The sequence below is a fragment of the Gemmatimonas sp. genome (assembly GCF_036405635.1).
Classification (GTDB): domain Bacteria; phylum Gemmatimonadota; class Gemmatimonadetes; order Gemmatimonadales; family Gemmatimonadaceae; genus Gemmatimonas.
In genome coordinates, this window is record NZ_DASWXE010000053.1 from 1 (window position 1) to 18,080 (window position 18,080).

At 64.9% G+C, this 18,080-nt stretch carries 15 protein-coding genes; 6 read left to right on the forward strand and 9 right to left on the reverse strand.

Features of this window, described 5'->3' with window-relative positions:
* On the reverse strand, positions 1-3,452 hold a 3,452-nt coding region (locus VGE27_RS03530), incomplete at its 3' end, for a M1 family aminopeptidase (RefSeq protein WP_331048254.1).
* Between the two features lie 2 nt (positions 3,453-3,454).
* Positions 3,455-4,366, reverse strand: a complete 912-nt coding sequence (locus VGE27_RS03535; RefSeq protein WP_345787974.1) for an ABC transporter ATP-binding protein — start codon at positions 4,364-4,366, stop codon at positions 3,455-3,457.
* Between the two features lie 187 nt (positions 4,367-4,553).
* Here VGE27_RS03535 and VGE27_RS03540 point away from each other — a divergent pair, with 187 nt between their 5' ends.
* Both VGE27_RS03540 and VGE27_RS03545 read left to right on the forward strand, forming a co-directional pair.
* On the forward strand, positions 4,554-5,480 hold the full coding sequence (locus tag VGE27_RS03540) for a sensor histidine kinase (RefSeq protein WP_331048256.1): 927 nt from the start codon (positions 4,554-4,556) through the stop codon (positions 5,478-5,480).
* A complete protein-coding gene (locus VGE27_RS03545; protein WP_331048257.1) occupies positions 5,477-6,214 on the forward strand; it encodes a LytTR family DNA-binding domain-containing protein in 738 nt (245 codons plus the stop codon). The genes VGE27_RS03540 and VGE27_RS03545 overlap by 4 nt, the downstream gene beginning before the upstream one ends.
* 98 nt (positions 6,215-6,312) lie before the next feature.
* Here VGE27_RS03545 and VGE27_RS03550 read toward each other — a convergent pair whose 3' ends face one another.
* Genes VGE27_RS03550 through VGE27_RS03560 form a run of 3 tightly spaced genes read right to left on the reverse strand, consistent with a single transcriptional unit; the run spans position 6,313 to position 11,809 of the window.
* Entirely contained in the window at positions 6,313-8,388 is a 2,076-nt protein-coding gene (locus VGE27_RS03550) for a hypothetical protein (protein WP_331048258.1), read from the reverse strand.
* Positions 8,389-8,444: 56 nt separating this feature from the next.
* Positions 8,445-11,237 carry a serine/threonine-protein kinase gene (locus tag VGE27_RS03555; protein ID WP_331048259.1) on the reverse strand — a complete coding sequence of 931 codons (2,793 nt, stop codon included), beginning with the start codon at positions 11,235-11,237 and terminating at the stop codon, positions 8,445-8,447.
* Between the two features lie 11 nt (positions 11,238-11,248).
* Positions 11,249-11,809 (reverse strand): ECF-type sigma factor, encoded by a 561-nt coding sequence (locus VGE27_RS03560; protein WP_331048260.1) that lies wholly within the window; start codon positions 11,807-11,809, stop codon positions 11,249-11,251.
* A gap of 284 nt (positions 11,810-12,093) precedes the next feature.
* Here VGE27_RS03560 and VGE27_RS03565 point away from each other — a divergent pair, with 284 nt between their 5' ends.
* A complete protein-coding gene (locus VGE27_RS03565; protein WP_331048261.1) occupies positions 12,094-12,651 on the forward strand; it encodes a hypothetical protein in 558 nt (185 codons plus the stop codon).
* 53 nt (positions 12,652-12,704) lie between these two features.
* On the opposite strand, the gene VGE27_RS03570 is transcribed toward VGE27_RS03565, so the two are convergent.
* Both VGE27_RS03570 and VGE27_RS03575 read right to left on the reverse strand, forming a co-directional pair.
* Positions 12,705-13,496: an SDR family NAD(P)-dependent oxidoreductase gene (locus VGE27_RS03570; protein ID WP_331048262.1), complete on the reverse strand. Its 792-nt coding sequence runs from the start codon at positions 13,494-13,496 to the stop codon at positions 12,705-12,707.
* Between the two features lie 165 nt (positions 13,497-13,661).
* Positions 13,662-14,246, reverse strand: a complete 585-nt coding sequence (locus tag VGE27_RS03575; protein ID WP_331048263.1) for a TetR/AcrR family transcriptional regulator — start codon at positions 14,244-14,246, stop codon at positions 13,662-13,664.
* 85 nt (positions 14,247-14,331) lie between these two features.
* Between VGE27_RS03575 and VGE27_RS03580 the strand changes: the two genes are divergently transcribed.
* Together VGE27_RS03580 and VGE27_RS03585 are read left to right on the forward strand one after the other, a co-directional pair.
* On the forward strand, positions 14,332-15,960 hold the full coding sequence (locus tag VGE27_RS03580; protein WP_331048264.1) for a serine/threonine-protein kinase: 1,629 nt from the start codon (positions 14,332-14,334) through the stop codon (positions 15,958-15,960).
* 112 nt (positions 15,961-16,072) lie between these two features.
* Positions 16,073-16,684, forward strand: coding sequence for a YbhB/YbcL family Raf kinase inhibitor-like protein (locus tag VGE27_RS03585; protein WP_331048265.1), 612 nt, complete (start codon positions 16,073-16,075; stop codon positions 16,682-16,684).
* A 3-nt stretch (positions 16,685-16,687) separates the two neighbouring features.
* On the opposite strand, the gene VGE27_RS03590 is transcribed toward VGE27_RS03585, so the two are convergent.
* Both VGE27_RS03590 and VGE27_RS03595 read right to left on the reverse strand, forming a co-directional pair.
* Positions 16,688-17,023, reverse strand: coding sequence for a metalloregulator ArsR/SmtB family transcription factor (locus VGE27_RS03590; protein WP_331048266.1), 336 nt, complete (start codon positions 17,021-17,023; stop codon positions 16,688-16,690).
* A 34-nt stretch (positions 17,024-17,057) separates the two neighbouring features.
* Entirely contained in the window at positions 17,058-17,711 is a 654-nt protein-coding gene (locus VGE27_RS03595) for an SRPBCC domain-containing protein (RefSeq protein WP_331048267.1), read from the reverse strand.
* Between the two features lie 199 nt (positions 17,712-17,910).
* Here VGE27_RS03595 and VGE27_RS03600 point away from each other — a divergent pair, with 199 nt between their 5' ends.
* A complete protein-coding gene (locus VGE27_RS03600; protein ID WP_331048268.1) occupies positions 17,911-18,072 on the forward strand; it encodes a hypothetical protein in 162 nt (53 codons plus the stop codon).
* Positions 18,073-18,080 lie beyond the last annotated feature (8 nt).

Here is an 18,080-nt window from a genome sequence, read left to right on the forward strand (position 1 = left end):
CGGATCATCCGGCGCTCCATCAGCACCACGTGCGATGCATCGAAGGCGTCACGCCCGGGTTCGGCGGTGAACAGCCCCACCTCGATACTCTCGGCGAGCGGTGCCTCCGTCTCCGTTCCGGTGGAATCGGCGTAGAGTTTCCTGGCCATCACCGGCACCGTCACATCCCACCGGCCGTCGGTGCGCTTGACCGCCGTCGGCTCGCCCACGGCGAGATCGTACAGGGTGACCCGCTCGAACAGGTCGGTGATGAGCGCCTGTTGTTCTTCGGTGGTTGCCTCGGCGCGCAATGCGGCGACGAGGTCGCTGGCTGTGGCATAGGGCGCGCCCTGAAAGCGGAATCGGGTCACCAGTGAACGCAGCGCACGATTCACCGCATCCTCACCAAGACGTTCCTGCAGCAGGTACATCACCAGCGCACCCTTGCGGTACAGCAGATGCTGCTGGCCGTGCGCCCGCACCAGTGGCTGGTCGGTGTCCTGGCGGTTGTCGAGGTAACGATCCAGCTCGAACTTGAGATAACGACGGATCTGGTCTTCACCGCGCACATGCTTCATCACCATGTGCGCCGCATACTGCGCCAACGTCTCCGACAGCACGCCTTCACCTTCCATGTTCGCCGCGGCCACCTGATACGCCCACCACTGGTGCGCGAACTCATGGGCCGTCATGCCGGTCACCTGATCGATGGTCTCAGGCTTCTGGTAGTCGGCGATGAATCCCACCGTCTCCGAGTACGGAATGGTGCCGCCAAACGCTTGGGCAAAGTCGTGGTAGCCCGGAAACTCCACGATGCGGAAGTGATCGAACTGGTATGGTCCGAAGTTGGCCTGGTAGTAGTCGAGTGACTGCCCCATGGCGTCGAGCATGCGCTCCACGTTCCACGCATGGGTGGAGTGGTAGTACACCGACAGCTTCACCCCCTGATGCTCCCGGTGCTGCTCGGCGTACCGCGCCGAGATGACCACGAAGCGCGCGCGCAGCGGAACAGTGGAGACAAAGCGAGCGGTGCGGCGGCTGCCCTGCGTCTTGTCGGAGACCTTGTTGCCAGCGGCGAGTGGGGTCTGGTCGGCGCTGGTGGACACGGTGACATCCGACGTGGCCCATCCACGCGTTGACGAAGGGCGATACACCGCAGCGCTGTCCCCGAGCGCGGCCATGGGTTCGATAGCAGGGAGGCCATGCTCACGGCGCAGTTCCGGATCGTCCAGCATGCCCATGCGATTCGCGCCCACCACCGGAGCAAGCTGCGTCTCGTTGAGAAACGTGCCGTTCTCCACCAACTGTGTCTCGGGCCAACCATTGCGGTAGCCCCGAATCCATCGCGTGGTGCGGAATGTGAGCTCGCGTTCCTCACCGGATGCCATGGGCTGTTCCAGACGATAGATGCGATGGTGATTCACAGTATCGTCATGCACGAGGCGCGCGCCGGCAATCGCGGCTTCACGTAGTCGCACGTCGCTATCGAGCACCCGGACATGGATTTCCCGAACGGTGTCCCGCGTGTTGTTGCGCAGACGGTAGTGCCCCTCCACTTCGGCGCGTCGTTCCTCGGGATACAACGCCACGTTCATGGCGAGATGTGAAATCTCGGGCTGCGGTTGCGACAGATACCGCGCGTATTGCTTCTCGTAGTCCACCATGCGCGCGATGGCGTCGTCTTCGTTGATGTAGGTGTTCAACACATTCGTGTTGCGATAGGCCACCGCGCCGGTGGTGCCGAGTACCAGCAGGGCGGCAGCGGCCACCCAGCCGGGCGCGCCGCGCAGCGTGGTGCGCGCACGTGCCAATCGCGGCGCCAATCGTACATCCACACCACGGCGCCAGAACACGTGCGCAGCCACGAGCAGCAGCAGGGCAAAAGCGCCCCAATACCAACGGAACGTCCATGCACCAATCCAGAACGATCCCGCTTCGGCCAGGTCGCTGAGCGGCACACCCGGATGTCCGCCGTAGAGCAGCAGGTTGTGCTGCACCAGCGGGTAGAGCTGCTGCACGATGGCGGCAATCAGCATGATGCCCCAGGCCACCACCTTGTGCGGGCTCAGGGCATGCACGAATACAGTGAGCGCCGAGAGCAGCAGCATGTCCCACGCGGTGGGCAGCACGAACCAGAGCAGGTACTTGGCCGGTTCGATGGTGGTGTATCCCAGCGACAGTTGCACCGTAATGGCCGCGAGGACGGCGACCAGCAGCATGCTCACCAGCACCAGCCCCATGGCCAGTGTCTTGGGCACCACGTACGCCCAATTCGGCATGGGCGATGCGTCCACGATCTCGTGTATGCGCCGGTCGCGCTCCCGCCACACCAGTTCGCCGGCGAAGTACACCGCCACCAGGAGCGGGATCACTTCCATCCCCCCCTCCAGCTCCGGAATGAGCGAGAGTGTGGTGGGGTAGGTCGGACGCCCGTCGGGATCGCGTTGGGTGGTGAGTGAGATGAGCGTGGTGAACATGCCCCACGCCATCAGCACCGGAAACGCGGGACTGCGCACGATGTGCCACGACTCGAAGCGTGTACGCATCCAGAGCAGCGTGCGCAACGAGGCACCATGGATCGCGGCGGCAGGCAATGTGAGTGTCGCGGGCACGGTCGCCGGTGTCTCCTGCGCGACATTCCCACGCTGCTGCTTTCGCTCACGCGTGGTGAGCCCGCGATCGGCGAACCGGTATCGCGCACAGGCGATGGCGAGAATGGCCGACGCAATGCCCAGCCACAGCACCCGATTGACGAGCAGCAAGCCCGAAAACTCCGGCAGCAGCACATTGCGCTGTGCCACGGTCCAGTAGCGCGACGCGTCGCTCACGGCACGGATGCCGAACGGATCACTGAGCGTGAACGCCGTCTGGAAGTTTGGCAACTCGCTGAGTGCGCCGCCAATGAAGACAAACACCGACGCGAAGGCGATCACGCCCAGATACGTGCCCATCATGGAGCGTGTGAGCGCCGCGAGCGCAAAAAGAATCGCCCCGCCGATGATCAGGTTGGGTAATGCCAGTAAGACGAAGCCGAACACATAGGGTGCGATGCGCTGCGGACCCAGCGCCACCGCGCTGGCCCACGGCATCAGTGTGCCCAGCCACAACCCCAGCGCACCCACCAGCAGGCAGCCGGCCACGATCGCCATGGCCCCGAAGAACCGGCCCAGCAGATAGTCGCTGCGGCTGATGCGCGTGGTGCGGATGATCGGTCCGTAGCCCGTCTCGTCGTCGCGGATGACGGCATTGGACACGAATGCCGTGATCACCGGCATGTATATCACCGACAGCAGCATCAGGTTGCGCACCACCGCGTAGCTCGCATTGCGCACGAGACCACCCTCCGAGCCCAGCTCGAAACCCGGCACACTGGTCGCCGCCGCAAAGGCCACGAAGGTGAGTGCCGCCGTGGCCCACACCAGCGGATTGCGCAGCAGGTAGCGGAACTCGAAGCCCGCAATGGCGGTGAACATGGTCAGCGCCCCGCGTGGACACGACGTGCGTCCGCCAGTGTGGCGAAATACACGTCCTCGAGGTCGGCATCGGCGGATACGAAGCCGTTGCCGGGGTCGTGGTCAGCGAGAATGTGCACGACAGTACGCCCTGCGCTCAGTCGACTGGACAGCAGCACATGTTCCTCGCGCACATCTGCCAGCTCGGCGCGCGACACGGTTTTCTGCCAGATACGCCCGCGTGTACCCTGCACCAGCTCCAGCGGCGCTCCCTCACGCTGCACACGTCCACCCACCATGACGGCCATGCGCGGACACAGGTCGGCGACATCGGCCACGATGTGTGTGGAGAGGATGACCACCACCTGCTCACCGATCTCGGCCAGCAGGTTGAGAAAGCGATTGCGCTCCTCGGGGTCCAGTCCCGCCGTGGGTTCGTCGACGATGATGAGCGACGGATTGCCGATGAGCGCCTGTGCAATACCGAAACGCTGACGCATGCCGCCCGAAAATCCGGCCAGCGCCTTCTTGCGCACATCCCACAGGTTCACCTGCTGCAGCAGCGTCTCCACCGTCACCTTGCGATCGGCTGGCGCGGTGATGCCCTTGAGCACCGCCATGTGATCGAGCATGTCATACGCCGATACGCGTGCATACACGCCGAAGTCCTGCGGCAGATATCCCAGCGTGCGACGCAGTCGCTCCGGTTCACGCAGTACATCGATGTCGCAAAATCGCACCTCACCGCTGCTCGGTGTCTGCAGCGTGGCGATGGTGCGCATCAGCGTGGACTTGCCCGCGCCATTCGGACCGAGCAGTCCGAACATGCCACACGGGATGGTGAGCGAGACGCCATCGAGGGCGCGCGTGCCATTCGGGTAACCATGCCTGACGTCGCGCAGCGTGAGCGTCGGTGACGACGTGGCGGATGGCATGGCGGACGACGTGGTCGATAGCATGGCGGGCTGTGTCATGGCCGGAACGTCGGGGCGCCTGGGACTTCGCAACAGCCCCCTTTCGCCGAACGGCAGATCGGGACGGTTGAATGGCGAGCGCGACCGGGGCTGGGCGGCGTATGATCCTTGCGTGATCATCGATGCGCTTCTGCCGGCCCTTGCCGCCGTGACCCAGGATCGGGGCTGGACACTCGACGAAAGAGTGTCGGCTACCGTGCGTCCGTTGGTCGGACTCGGCCTGGTCCTCGTCATCTACGGCGTGGTACGGCGCAATCCGTGGCCGCGCCCATTCCGGCTGCGCTTTGCCCTGATGCACATCGCCATCTCGGCGGTGCTCTCCGCCAGTTGGATCGTCATCTCGCGACTCATCGAGGCGCTGGTGCTGGGCTGGGGGCAGACGGTGCCCTACGAGCGTGAGTTTTTCCTGATTGGCAGCGTGGCGTACGTGATCGTGGCGGGCATTTCGTATGCCGTGGAGTCGACCGCGCGTGCGGCTCGCGCTGAGGCGGTGGCTGCCAGCACGCAGCTCGCGGCCCTGCGCTCGCAGTTGCATCCGCATTTTCTCTTCAATGCGCTGCATACCGTGGTGCAGCTCATTCCGGTGAACCCCACGCTGGCCATGGAAGCCGCGGAGTTGGTGGCGGAACTGCTGCGTGCTTCGCTGGAGGAACAGCGCGACGAAGTGCCATTGAGCGATGAGTGGCGTTTTGTGTCGCGCTATCTCGCCGTGGAGCGCATTCGCTTTGGCGATCGGCTGGTGGTGCACGAAACACTGCCGTCCGAACTGCTCCACACACCGATTCCGGCGTTTGCCCTGCAGACACTCGTGGAGAACGCCGTGCGTCATGGCGCGGCTCCTCGCGTAGCGCCCACGACCATCAGCATCTCAGCGCGTCACCGTGGTTCGGTGTTCGTGCTGACGGTGCGCAACGACGGCGATGAGGCAGCGAAGCCCGGGCACGCCGGCATCGGCACCGGTCTCACCCGACTGCGTGAGCGGCTCGCGGTGCTGTACGGCAACGCAGCCACCTTGACCGCCGGACCGGTGGAGGGAGGCTACGAAGCGGTGCTCACCATTCCGGAAGGTCGATGAAGGTCCGCACGTTCCTGGCAGACGACGAGCCCGTTGCACGGGCCGGTTTGCGTGCCATGCTTGGCGCGTTCGAGTGGGTCGATGTCGTCGGTGAAGCAGCTGATGGCGCGAGTGCGGTACAACAGATCGAGACATTGCGGCCGGAGCTGGTTTTTCTCGACGTGCAGATGCCGGCGCTGCTGGGCACCGATGTCTTGCGCCAGCTCACCTGGCGTCCGTACGTGATCTTCACGACAGCGTTCTCCGAGCATGCCGTGACCGCATTCGAGCTTGGGGCGGTGGACTACCTGCTCAAGCCGTTCGGCCCGTCACGCCTCACCGCCGCCATGCAGCGGGTACAATCCGCCATCGGTGAGCCGGCACCGGTGGATGCGGTGGAGCGCCTGAGTGGTGCACTGAGCGGTGGCCCTATCAATCGCCTCTTCGTGCGCATTGGCGGCGCACTGGTGCCGCTTCCCGTGGAGCGCGTGAGCCGGTTCGAGGCGGACGGCGACTATGTGATCGCGCATGTGGAGCAGGCCAGACACCTGCTGCGTCTTTCGCTGGCACGCCTCGAGGAGCGGCTCGACCGCGCGCGCTTCGTGCGGGTGCACCGTGCGCATCTCGTGAATCTCGAGTCGGTGCGCGCCTTCAAGCCCGATACGCGGGGCAATCTCGAGGCTGTGATGCTCGATGGTGCGCGGGTGCCGGTGAGCCGGTCGCGTGCGCAGGAGATTCGCAGCCTGGGGCGGTGAGCACATCGCGCGCCGGACACCCGGCCGGAAACGCATTCGTGCGGCGACGGCACGCTGCCATCACCGCACGAATGCTGATGCTCACGACGCGCCCGTTGCTACGGCGATACGCGAATGAGCAACTCCCCACCCGCGCCATTCACGTCATACCGAATGCGCACTTCTGTGTTCAGCGTCGCTCCCGGCGCAGCCTTCATCCAGAAGAAGTAGCCCGGCACGGGCCCGGTCGTGGGCCTGACACTGATCGCGCCCGGATTGGACGACGACACCGTCGGTTCCGGATTCACACCGCTCGTGACCACCGTGCCGGCCGTGTTGCGCACGATGATCTGGAACAGCACCGAGTCCCCACGCGCCACCGTGCGCACATTGCCGTTGGTGGACATGGTGGCCGAGCCGTAGTGGCCCGACGTGCCGGCCGCGTACACCAGCAGCGGCGTGGCATCCTGCACCACCTGTACACCGTTGCGCACGTACCGCGCGGTGATGGTGATGGTGCCCGCCGAGACACCGGTGGCGAGACCGGTGGTGGGATTGATCGTCGCGACGTTGTTGCTGGGGGTGCCGTTCGACGCACTGTACTCGATCACACCACCTGTTTCGGCCGGCATCACCGCGCCGTTCGCGTCATACAGCCGCGCCGTGTACTGCTGCGTGGCCGGTGCCGTGATCTCGGCGTTGGCCGGCTCGATCACGATGCGGGTGACGGCACTCGTGGGCGGCGGCGGTGGAGGGGGAGCCACGGCCGGCGACACGACCACGGTGAACGCCCCCGATGTGCAGGCACCGTTGAATGAGGTGCCATTGACCTGCAGGGCATAGCTCCCCGGCGGCGTGGCCGTCGTGGTGGTCACCTGCAGCGTGGTGGTGGCCTGCTGCAGGGGCGACTGACCGAATGTGAAGCTCATGCCCGTGGGAATTCCACCGCCCGCCGCCGGACCGACCGCCACACTGACCGCACCGGTGAAATCGGCCGCACGCGCCACGCTCAGCGTACCGCTCACCGTGTTGCCCGCCACCACCGTCAACCCGGACATACTGAACACGCAGGGCGGTTGAATGGGCGGCGGGGCGACCACCACCACCTTCATGCGCACCTGATGCTCCGTGAGCCCAAGTCCCGTGGGAGGCGTGGACTTGAGTCGGATCTGGTAGTCACCCGGCGTGACCGTGGCCGCCGCGCGCACAGTGAGCGTGGTGATGTCATCGACGGCGGGATTGGGCGCAAACGTGCCGCTGATGCCGGTCGGTGCGCTGTCCACAACCATGGTGATCGGTGCCGTGAGGCCTGTGGAACGGGCCAGGGCCACACGCACCGCGTCCTGCCCACCGACCACCACCCGGGCATCACGCTCGGGCGTGGGGAAGTAGAAGGGGAAGACCACCAGCACATTCAGTTTGGTCTCGATGGGCGCGATGCCCTGCGGCGTGGCGCGCAGGACATACTCGATGGGTACTCCACCCATCAGTTGCGAGTACAGCAGCCGCAACCCATCGGGATCGGACGCCGTGACGCGCACACGCCACGTGTCAGGCACACCGCTCACCGGCGTCAACGTGCTCGTCATGCCCGCAGACTGCGGTGTCATGGTCAGTGTCACCGGACCGCTGTAGTTGCCCTGTCGCGCCACAGTCACCAGCGCGTCGGCGCTCTGGCCGGCCAGCAGACTGAAGGACGAGGGCGTCGCATTGATGGTGATGCCGGCCAGCGTCGATGGCACGATCTGCACCTGGGGCGCGGCATTCGCGGTGAGCCCCTCTGCCGTGGCCACAATGGGAATGGACACACGCGGCGGGTCGGCCACGTACTGCACGGGGGCCGTGGGACTCACACTCACACGCATGGTCGACTGAAAGACACCGGCAGGCAATGTCTGCGGGTCGAAGTCCACCGTCACGCCGGCAGGCAACCCCGACGAGGGCGCCGACAACGTCACTGGCCCTGTGAAGCTCGTGCGCACCACCGTCACGGTGAACAGCGTGGTTGCTCCCTGCGCCAAACGCTGTTCATTCGGTGAAGCCGCCATCGTGAGTGCCGTGGCCTTGGGCGCCGCCATCTCGTCGGCGCAGTCTTCCTGGCAGGCCGTCAACGTGGCCAGCAGCAGCAGTCGCGAAAACTGCGAGAAGCGTTTCCTGAGGTTCATGCCCTTCTCCTGGGTTCGTGTCGCCGCCATGTGGAGGGGTAGGTGGCAGCGCTCACTCTTCTCGCAGGAAATCCGGACCAATCAGCTCACGGGCCTTTGCACTGGCTCATGGCCCGGGCCACATCCGCCCGTGTGGCGATGTCGGCCGCCGTCAGGGCCTGCATCGTGGCCAGCTCCGACCAGTGCCGCTCCGCCTTGGCATGCCAGGTCATGGCCTCCCCACACGACGCCCGTGCCAGATGCAACCGCGCCACGCCGGCATACACCAATGCCAGCACGCCCCGTGCCTTGGGCGCCCCTTCCTGGCGCGTCACCGCCGACTCGGCCAGTGGCACCGCCTTGTCGTAGGCCGACGACGACGCAGGCAGCGCATTCGTGGCCACCAGCGCGGCCCCCAGCCCCGCATACAGAAAGCCAAGATCATCAGCATGCCACGGATTCGCTGGCTCGGCACGCTTGAGGCGCTGCTTGCTCGCGATGGCCCGCGCATACATCGCCAGCGCCTCCGGCCACACCTGCGCATCAGCCAGCGCCTCGGCAAACACATCTTCCGTGAACGCCACGTCCTGCAGGTGCTCCATGCTCGAGGTGTCGGCATGCCACAACCGTTCGGCAATGACCAACGCCGAGCGATGCTGTGGCAACGCTTGCGTGGCCTGCCCATTGGCTCGCAGGTCTCGCGCCAGATTGTTGTACGACACGCTCAGGTTGCGTTGCAGCAACGTGTTCTGCGGGTCGTCGTTGGCCATGCCCTGCATCGCGCCGAGCACCTTGCGATCGATGGTGATGGCCGCTGCATAGTCACCGGCGTTCACCAGCGGCACTCGCAGGCGCGCGTACCCCGACAACAGTTCATTGCGTCGTACGGCATCATCGGGATGTTCGGCCACGATGGTCTCCAGCATGGCCACGCCGCGACGCACGGTACCGGCGCCCTTCGAATCGTTGAGCGTGATGGCCAGCGACCCCTGCACAAGCTGCAGCGTGGCGAGTCCTGCGCGCACATCAATGTCAGTGGGACGCTCACGCAGCAGCGTCTCGCGTATGGCCAGCGCCTCGCCATATGCCGCCATGGCGCCCTTGGTATCACCCACGTTGGACACGCCCGCACCACCACGCACATCGCCCAACTCCTGCAGCAGATTGGCCAGCAACTGCCGCCTGGCCGGTGAGGGATCGGCCGCCACCAGCGGTCGCTGCAGCGCCAGTGCGTGTTCGAGATACTGCACCGCCTCCGGCAACTCGCCCGTGATGTTCAGCATGGCTGCGAGGCCGCGGTAGCTCTCCACCAGCGCCTGTCGCGTGGCCGGATTGGTGGCCCGTGCGGCGCCCAACGACTCCAGCAGCTCCACGGCCTTGCGATAGCTGACGAGCGCCGCGTCGGTGTCACCCAGGTTCGCGCCGTAGGAGTTGCCCTGCACATCACCGATGCGCTGATAGGCGATGGCGAGGTCTCGCTGCAGCGCGGTGTCACCCTGTGCCTCGCGCGCGAGTCCATCCAATGCCAACAACCCGCGTTGCACCAGCATTGCCCGCGCCGGCGTGGCCCCGGGCAGCGTGCGAATGGCGTCGTGCACGTCGAACAGAAATCCGGTGGCCAGCGACCGCACTTCCGCAAATCGTCGTTCGGCGCGCGCGCGTTCGATATCGGCACGGTTCGCCTGCCACAAGCTGGCGGCCAGTCCACCCACCAGCGCCACAAACAACAGCGTGGCGACGGCAAGAATCGGCCGATGCCGACGCACGAACTTGGTCGCGCGATAACCAAACGAATCACCGTGTGCGCGCACCGCCAGCCCCTGCTGGTACCGCGCGATATCCTCGGAAAGCTGCGCCACCGATGCATATCGGCGCGCGACATCCTTGTGCATCGCCATCATCACGATGGTGTCGAGATCGCCCCGCAGTTGCGGCGCGTCTCGGTGGCCACTCGCCCGTGCCGCGTCGCTTGGCCGAGGCGGATCGGTGTCCCGCACGAGTTGCGCCAGGTCTTCCACGCGGCGTCCCGTGGAGGGGAACGGACGCTGCCCGGCAAGCAGCTCATAGAGCAACACGCCCAGCGAATACACATCGGTGGCTGTGGTGACGCGCTCGCCACGCAACTGTTCGGGACTCGCGTACTCCGGCGTGAGCGCCATCAGGGTGGACGACGCCGTGACTCCTTCGTCAACGCCCGGCGTGAGCAGCTTGGCAATGCCGAAGTCGAGCAACTTGGGCGTACCATCGGTCGTGACGAGGATATTGCCTGACTTGAGATCGCGGTGCACCACGAGATTGCGATGCGCATGATCCACCGCGCCGCAGATGGTGTGAAACAGCGTCAGGCGCTGGTCTATCGTGAGGCCATGCAACTCGGCGTATTCGCGCACCGAACATCCGGCCACATACTCCATGACGAAGTACGGCAGCCCGGTGTCGGTGGTGCCACCATCCAGCAGTCGCGCGATGTTGGGATGATCCAATCCCGCCAGGATCTGCCGCTCGTGCCGGAAGCGCGCGAGAATGACGTCGGTGTCCATGCCACGCTTGACCAGCTTGATGGCCACCTGGTGCCGGTACTCACCATCGTCTCGCGTGGCGAGATACACCGTGCCCATGCCGCCACGTCCGATTTCGCGCAGCAACCGGTACGGCCCCGTGCGCTGTACAGTGAGCACATCGGACGCGGGATCTGTCAGGCCATCGCTCATGAGCGATGCGGCCGGCGTTTCGAGAAACTCATCGGCGTCATCATGCGCGGTGAGCAGTGACAGCACAGCCTCGCGCAGCGCTTCCTCGTCGGGGGTGTGCGTGAAAACCCACTGCTCGCGCGTGTCGGCCGGTTGGGCGAGCGCGTCGAGGAACAGCGCCTTCTCGCGCTCCCATGAGGTGGACGTCATGCGGACTGGACTCAGCCCCGGGTGAGCTCACGGCGGAGCCACGCCTTGGCCACCGTCCATTCACGCTTGATCGTGGCCGGTGACAGTGACATCACCGTCGCGGTGTCTTCGATGGATAGCCCGGCAAAGAAGCGGAGCTCTACGACACGTGCCTGGCGCGGATCGAGATCTGCCAGACGTGCCAGTGCTTCGTCGAGCTCGAGCAGGTCCAGATCGCGCGCGCCCGACCACGACACCGCTTCATCGAGCGTGACATGCGTGAGCTGTCCGCCACGCTTGTCCGCGTTGCGTGCCTCGGCGTGGTTTACGAGGATGCGTCGCATCATCTGCGCAGCGATACCGAAAAACTGTGCCCGATTGCCCCAGTCCACCTGTCGCTGCGACGTGAGGCGCATATACGCCTCGTTGACCAACGCCGTGGGCTGCAGTGTGTGATCAGGGCGCTCGCGCCGCAGATACTGCTGGGCGAGCGCGCGCAGTTCGTCGTAGACGAGCGGCAGCGCGGCATCGAGATCAGCCTTGCCGGGATCGGCGTCCGCGGGACCGGGTGGCGGCGTATTGCCGGTGGACATGTGAGAGGATGGGAAGGGTCGCCAAATGTACAGCGCGGATCGCCGAAGGCTTATTCTGCCTGGCAGAAGCGCACATGTACATCGGTGCACGGATCGTGACCTGATCGCCGCCCGCAGCGGTCAAGTACGTCGCCTCTCCAAAAGGGGCATCCCAAGATCACCCGTCCTGCGCATGGAGTCTGATCGGCGCACCGGTGATGCTACGTGACAACTACGCGCAGGGCGCCGACCCGAGTTCGCCTGGACATCCGGCGCGCGCGACTCACGTCATCCGGGATCTCATTGTGTCTCAGAACGCACAGGAAACCATCGCCAGCTATGTCACCGACATGCGGGCGCTTGAAGAGCATATGCACAAGGCGTTTGCCGGCCAGATCACTGACGGCAAGGATGGAAAGTTCAACTCCGTCATCCGTGAGCTGAGCGGCCTGTCCGAGAAGCACATCGCGGCGCTCGACGAGATCGCCGACCGCCGCAAGCAGGGCGGCCAGGGCATCGCGGAAGCCATCAAGGGCGCTGCGTCGTCCGTGCTCGGCCTTGGTGCCGCCGCCATCGACCTCGTGCGCAGTGAGAAGCTGCCCAAGAACCTGCGAGACGATTACACCGCCGTGTCGCTGGCCACCGTGGGCTATCTCATGCTGCACACGACGGCCGAGGCATTGGGCGATGCGGAGGTCTCCGAGCTCGCCCTGTCGCACCTGCGCGACTATGCCAAGGCCGTCATGACGCTGTTCCATGCGGTACCGGAAGCCGTCGTCACCTTCCTCGGCGAGGAAGGCTTCGCGGTGGACAGCAAAGTCGCGAGCAAGGTCAACAAGACCGTCGACAAGGTCTGGTACTAAGGTCGGTATCGAAAATCGCAGAGGATGTCGCAGGGCGATGCGTTGAGGTGCTGTTACTGCACCGCGGCAGCGTCCTGCGACATCTGCTGTGATATCTGTAGTTCGAGCGCCTTGGGATTCGCGAAGTACAACGCGCCGTTTTGCTGCGCCGCCGGATCAGGCAGGATGTCCTGCGTGCCGGCCTCGACGCCGTCGAGGATGGCGTTGGCGACATCGAGCGCCGAAGTCTTCTCGAATGGAATTTCGCGCGCCATGTCGGTGTCGATTGGCCCGGGATAGGCGCCCAGCACGTCCACACCATGTGGGGCCAGCGAATGACGCCACCCCTGCGTGAGTGAGTGCACGGCTGCCTTGCTCGCGCTGTAGGTCGAGACGACCGGGAAACTGACGAGGCTCACCACCGACGCGACGTTCACCACTGTGCTGCGGCGCGTTGTCGCCTTGCCCGATTGTGCGCTTTCGATGAGTGCAGGAGCGAAGGCGCGTGTGATCGCGTGCGGTGCGATGGCATTCACCTCGAGCTCCTGACGCAGGTCGTCCACTGTACGCACATCGGTGATGGGACGAAACGCCGTGGCCACGATGCCGGCGTTGTTGAGCAGCAGCGTGATATCTGTAGCAAGCGATGCCGCCGCGCGTACCGCCTCGGCATCGGTCACATCGAGCTGCACGGGTACCACTTTGCCCTCTCCGTTGGCCACGATGTTTTCGAGCGAGCCGAGTGTGCGAGCGGCCGCATACACCTTGCTCGCGCCGCGGGCGAGAAGGGCCTGCGTGAGAGCCGCACCAAGACCGCGATTGGCACCGGTGACGAAGGCAACGCTACCAGCGATGGACTGCGACATGGGAGTTTCCTTACTTGAACGAATGGTCAAAAACTGAGCCGAAGAAACGCAGGGAAGGTCCCTGCGTGTTCGACTCGTCTACTTCGACTCGTCTACTTCGACTCGTCTACGACGACGCTTCGGTGGTTTGCGACCGCGTTGACTCAGCCCGGAATCGGCTCGACGTCAGCTCGCGATCTGCTTGAGCAACAGGTCCACACTCGACTGCAGTTGATCGGCCGGCACACCCGATCGCGCCAGAATGGGAATGCCGAAGTGCTGCGTCATGACCAGCGTGGTGACGGTAGCCGGCGCCACGCCGGGCGCGAGCATCCCGAGCGCCTCGGCCTCAGCAGCCAGCCGACCAATCCACGCCTCGATACGCCGGCTGTTCGCCTGACACTTGGCGTGCACGTCGACGTCCGTGTCGCCGAACTCTGTCATCGCCTGCACCATCAGGCAGGCACCTGGGGCGTCGGGTGAGGTAGCCGTGTCGATGGTCGCCCGCAGCATGTACCGCAGGTGCTCGAGCGGCGACGTGCTGTTGAGCGCCGCTGGTGGCATGTGCTGATCGCCGAATGCAGCGTATCGCTCGAGAGCCCGCAGGAACAGCGCGTGCTTGTCGCCAAATGCGCAGTACAGGCTCTGCCGTCCGAGCCCCGTGGCCGTTTCGAGGTCGGCGATGGACGTGTTGGCATACCCGCGCTCCCAGAAGGTGCGGGTCACCTGGTCGATCACCAGATCCTCGTCGAATTGCCGCGGGCGAGCCATGGAGTGAACATGGCAGTTATTGAACGATCTGTCAAGAATCCCATTTCAGCCTTGGCGACGCGGTCGCGCCGTGCGAGTGTGTGGCATGGATTCACTCACCGACGCCGTCATTCATGGGAAGTACCGCATCGGCCGCACGCTGGGCGAGGGCGGCATGGGCGCGGTGTACCTGGCCGAGCATATCGGCATTGGCCGACAGGTGGCGGTGAAGGTGGTGCGCCCGGAGCTGCTCGCTGACGCCACCGCCGCCGAACGCTTCACCCGCGAAGCACGCGCGGCCGGCGGGCTGCAGCACCGTCATGTCGTGAACGTGACCGACTTCGGTGTGGACACCGTGGGCGGGCACGACGTGGCGTATCTCGTCATGGAAGCGCTGCACGGCGAGACACTCGAAGACGTGCTGGCCGCGCAGGGTCCGCTGCGGTTGCCGCAGGTGGTGGATATCGTCGCCCAGGTGGCGTCGGCTTTGACCGCGGCACATGCGCGTGGCGTGGTGCACCGCGACCTCAAGCCGGCCAACATCTTCCTCACGCCCGATGCGCGTGGTGGCTTTCACGTCACGCTGCTCGACTTCGGTATCGCCAAGCTGCGCGACGACACCTTTGCGCGACAGGCTCCGTCGCCGAGCAATACGCGCACGGAGAGCGGCGTGCCGTCCAATCCGATGGCCACGCAGGTGGGTGAGTCGATCGGCACGCCGGCCTACATGTCACCCGAGCAGTGTGTCGGTGAGGCGGTGGACGCGCGCAGTGATCTCTACAGCCTCGGCGTGGTGGTCTACCAGATGGTGTCGGGTACACTGCCGTTTCGCGGTGACACGATGGCGCTGCTGCATCAGCACTTTGTGGCCGACGTGCCGGCATTGCCGGAATCGGCGCACGTGCCCGCGTCGGTGGAGGCGGTATTGCGGCGCGCACTCAGCAAGGATCCGGAAGCCCGGTTCCAGTCTGCCGCATCGTTTGCCGCGGCACTGCGCGCGAATGCGATGGGTTTTGGCGACAGCATGCGGCGTGCGCTGGCCATCTTTGCCGAACGCATGCCGGAGCTGAGTACGCTCGGGCTGTGCTTTGCGATGCCCGGCGTGGCGGCGGGCCTGATCGGGTTGTCGCTCGCCTGGCTGCCGTTTCCGCTCAACATCATGCCGTGGATTCTGCTGTTCAATGTGGCGCTGCTCATGAGCACCCCACTGGCCATGGCCAGCATTGCCACGGTGTTCGGCGATATCCGGGAACGCCCGTTTCACACTATCACCTGGCGCGAAGCCGCAGCGCGTGTGTCCGGGGCCAGTGCCTCGGGCCGTGCGCCCTCCCTGTACGGGCCCTGGCTGCGCACAGCGTTTGGCACGTATCTGCGCACCAGCAAGGAGGCGGGCGGCGGCGGTATCCGTACCATGCTGCACTTTGTCGACCGCTACCGGCACGGCGGCACGCGCAGCACACCGGAGCGTCTCGCGCACATGGCCACGGCGATGCCGGGGCGCGCGTTTGGCACCATGGTGGTGGCGCAATTCACCGCGTTGATCCTGCTGCCTTCGCTGGCCGTGTTCACGGCACTCGGCGCAGCGCAGGCCATGGGCATCACCGGCGGTGTACGCAGTGTGCTCGTGGCAGTAGCCGGCGGTGTGGCATTTGCCGCCGCGCTGTTCCTGCAGGTGTTCATCGCGCTGGTGGATGTGATGCTGTACGACCTCGCACACGACATGACCGGCGCGTAGAAGCGTCGGCGATGCATTGCATCTGCATTGCAGGTGCAATACACGCGCATCGAAGCGTGCGGGACGCGCCCTATATTTCGACTCCTTTCCCCACTCCCTTCCCGCAGGCCCCATGAAGACGTTCGCCTCCTTCGTTGTCAGTGGACTGCTGACGGCACTGCCGTTGGCCACCACCGCATTGCACGCTCAGCAGCCGGCCGGCGCGCCACCCGCTCCTCCGATGGTGCTCACCGTGCAGGGCTTTGCCGATGGCGCCGACATCCCGATCAAGTTCAGTCAGGCCGCACCGGGCGTGGCGCCTGGTGAAGGACTCTCGCCGGCCATCAACTGGATCAACGTGCCGGCCGGCACGCAGTCGTTCGTGCTCAACATGCGTGACCTCGATGTCGCGCGAAATCGCACCACCGACGACCAGGCGCATTGGGTGGTGTGGAATATCCCCGCGAATGCGAAGGGGATCGCCGAGGGGCAGCCCAAGGGCGCACAGTTGCCCGACGGCAGCTTCCAGCACAGCGCCACTGGACTGATGTATCGCGGCCCGGGTGCCGCAGCGACGGGCCCCAAGCACCACTATGTGTTCGAGGTCTATGCGCTCGACATCAAGCTCGATGTGGCGCCCGGTGCTGATGCCTTCGAGTCACGCAACAAGGTCTTCCAGGCCATGCAAGGCCACGTGCTCGGCAAGGCCGTGTACAGCGGGCTTTTTCGGCGACCGGCGCAGTAGCACTCAGCTGCGCCGACGTTCACGCTTACCGCGTGCGACTTCGGTGGCCAGTGCGTCCATGCGCGGCAGCCAGGTCGAGCGAAATTGTGCCAGCCAGGTATCCACTTCCTGCAGTGGCCCGCTTTCCATGATGTAGATGCGACGGGTCCCCTCATGGCGCACCGACGCAAAGCCGCCGTCTCGCAACACCTTGAGATGCTGCGAGACGGCGGACTGCGAAATGCCGAATTCCTGCTGAATGATTTCGACGACATCACCGGACGTGCATTCACGTTCGCGCAAAAGCTCGAGAATACGGCGGCGAATCGGATCGCCGAGAATATCGAAAGCGTGGCTCACGCGAATGCAGTATGACGGAGGCGTGTTTCGATGGTCACTCGGGTTCTGGCTGCCCAGTGTAGAACGCAAACGTATGTGCCGCAGCCTTGAGCGCGGCCTGTTTTTCGGTGCCGGCAGCGATCGACGCCGCCCCCCAACCATCGCTGCATTGCTTCACGAACGCCTGTCCTTCGGGAGACAGCGTCCACGCTTCGGCAGCCTTGCCATCGTTGTCGGCACCCGTGTCGACATGTCGCTCAAGACCCGTCAATCCAAGATCCCAACCCACACCAACCGCGCCTGGCCCATACCGCGTCCAGAACGCTTCCCCTTCATCGGTTACAGGAGCGATGTGTTCGAGTTCCAGTCGCGTGCTCTCTTCATTGACCACGTGCAGCGTGACCCGCACCCAGGTGATCTGGGCGCCATACTCCCAGGTCACGCTGAGCGACGTAGGCGCATCACACGTTTCAATGAGTCCACCTGCGTTGCCCTGAAACTGATAGCGCCCGCCCACACGCAGTTCACCGCTGATGGGCAGGAACCAGCGCGGGATGCGTTCACCATTGGTGAGGGCATCCCACAGGTCGTCGCGGGTGGTGGTGTATGCGCGCACCGCCACGACGGCGCGGGCGCGCTGTCCGCGGTACTCCAAGTGACGTACTTCGCGCACCGTAGCGCCGAGATGTTGGCTGGGATCGGTGAACATGAGCCGGTGAATGGAAGGAACGGGTCGTGCATCGCGTTCACGCTAATATTAGAGTTATCTAATATTAGTCAACTCTTAATTTCGCAGCTTGAGTGCGGGAGATTGGCGTGGATGCACAGATCGTCACATTTCCCGAGACTACCGCAGACCGAGCGCGTCACCTGCCGCGCAGGTCAACCACCACGAAGGAGCGCCGGGCATGAAGAGGCTCTTTGGTGTCATCGGATCCACGCTTGGCAGCTCCTTCGGCTGGTGGCTGGGGAGTGGCGTGGGCGTCATGACCAGCTTCATGCTGAGCATGCTTGGCCTGGGAGCGGGCCTGTGGCTGGGCGTTCGGATCGCGCGGCACTATGAAGGATGAGCAGCCTT

What these genes read in the sequence shown, in the direction of transcription:
- VGE27_RS03535 (WP_345787974.1), bottom strand. Translation starts at nt 4,366, where the DNA reads ATGCCATCCGCCACGTCGTCACCGACGCTCACGCTGCGCGACGTCAGG.
- VGE27_RS03545 (WP_331048257.1), top strand. Translation starts at nt 5,477, where the DNA reads ATGAAGGTCCGCACGTTCCTGGCAGACGACGAGCCCGTTGCACGGGCC.
- VGE27_RS03550 (WP_331048258.1), bottom strand. Translation starts at nt 8,388, where the DNA reads ATGGCGGCGACACGAACCCAGGAGAAGGGCATGAACCTCAGGAAACGC.
- VGE27_RS03555 (WP_331048259.1), bottom strand. Translation starts at nt 11,237, where the DNA reads ATGACGTCCACCTCATGGGAGCGCGAGAAGGCGCTGTTCCTCGACGCG.
- VGE27_RS03560 (WP_331048260.1), bottom strand. Translation starts at nt 11,809, where the DNA reads ATGTCCACCGGCAATACGCCGCCACCCGGTCCCGCGGACGCCGATCCC.
- VGE27_RS03570 (WP_331048262.1), bottom strand. Translation starts at nt 13,496, where the DNA reads ATGTCGCAGTCCATCGCTGGTAGCGTTGCCTTCGTCACCGGTGCCAAT.
- VGE27_RS03575 (WP_331048263.1), bottom strand. Translation starts at nt 14,246, where the DNA reads ATGGCTCGCCCGCGGCAATTCGACGAGGATCTGGTGATCGACCAGGTG.
- VGE27_RS03580 (WP_331048264.1), top strand. Translation starts at nt 14,332, where the DNA reads ATGGATTCACTCACCGACGCCGTCATTCATGGGAAGTACCGCATCGGC.
- VGE27_RS03585 (WP_331048265.1), top strand. Translation starts at nt 16,073, where the DNA reads ATGAAGACGTTCGCCTCCTTCGTTGTCAGTGGACTGCTGACGGCACTG.
- VGE27_RS03595 (WP_331048267.1), bottom strand. Translation starts at nt 17,711, where the DNA reads ATGTTCACCGATCCCAGCCAACATCTCGGCGCTACGGTGCGCGAAGTA.
- VGE27_RS03600 (WP_331048268.1), top strand. Translation starts at nt 17,911, where the DNA reads ATGAAGAGGCTCTTTGGTGTCATCGGATCCACGCTTGGCAGCTCCTTC.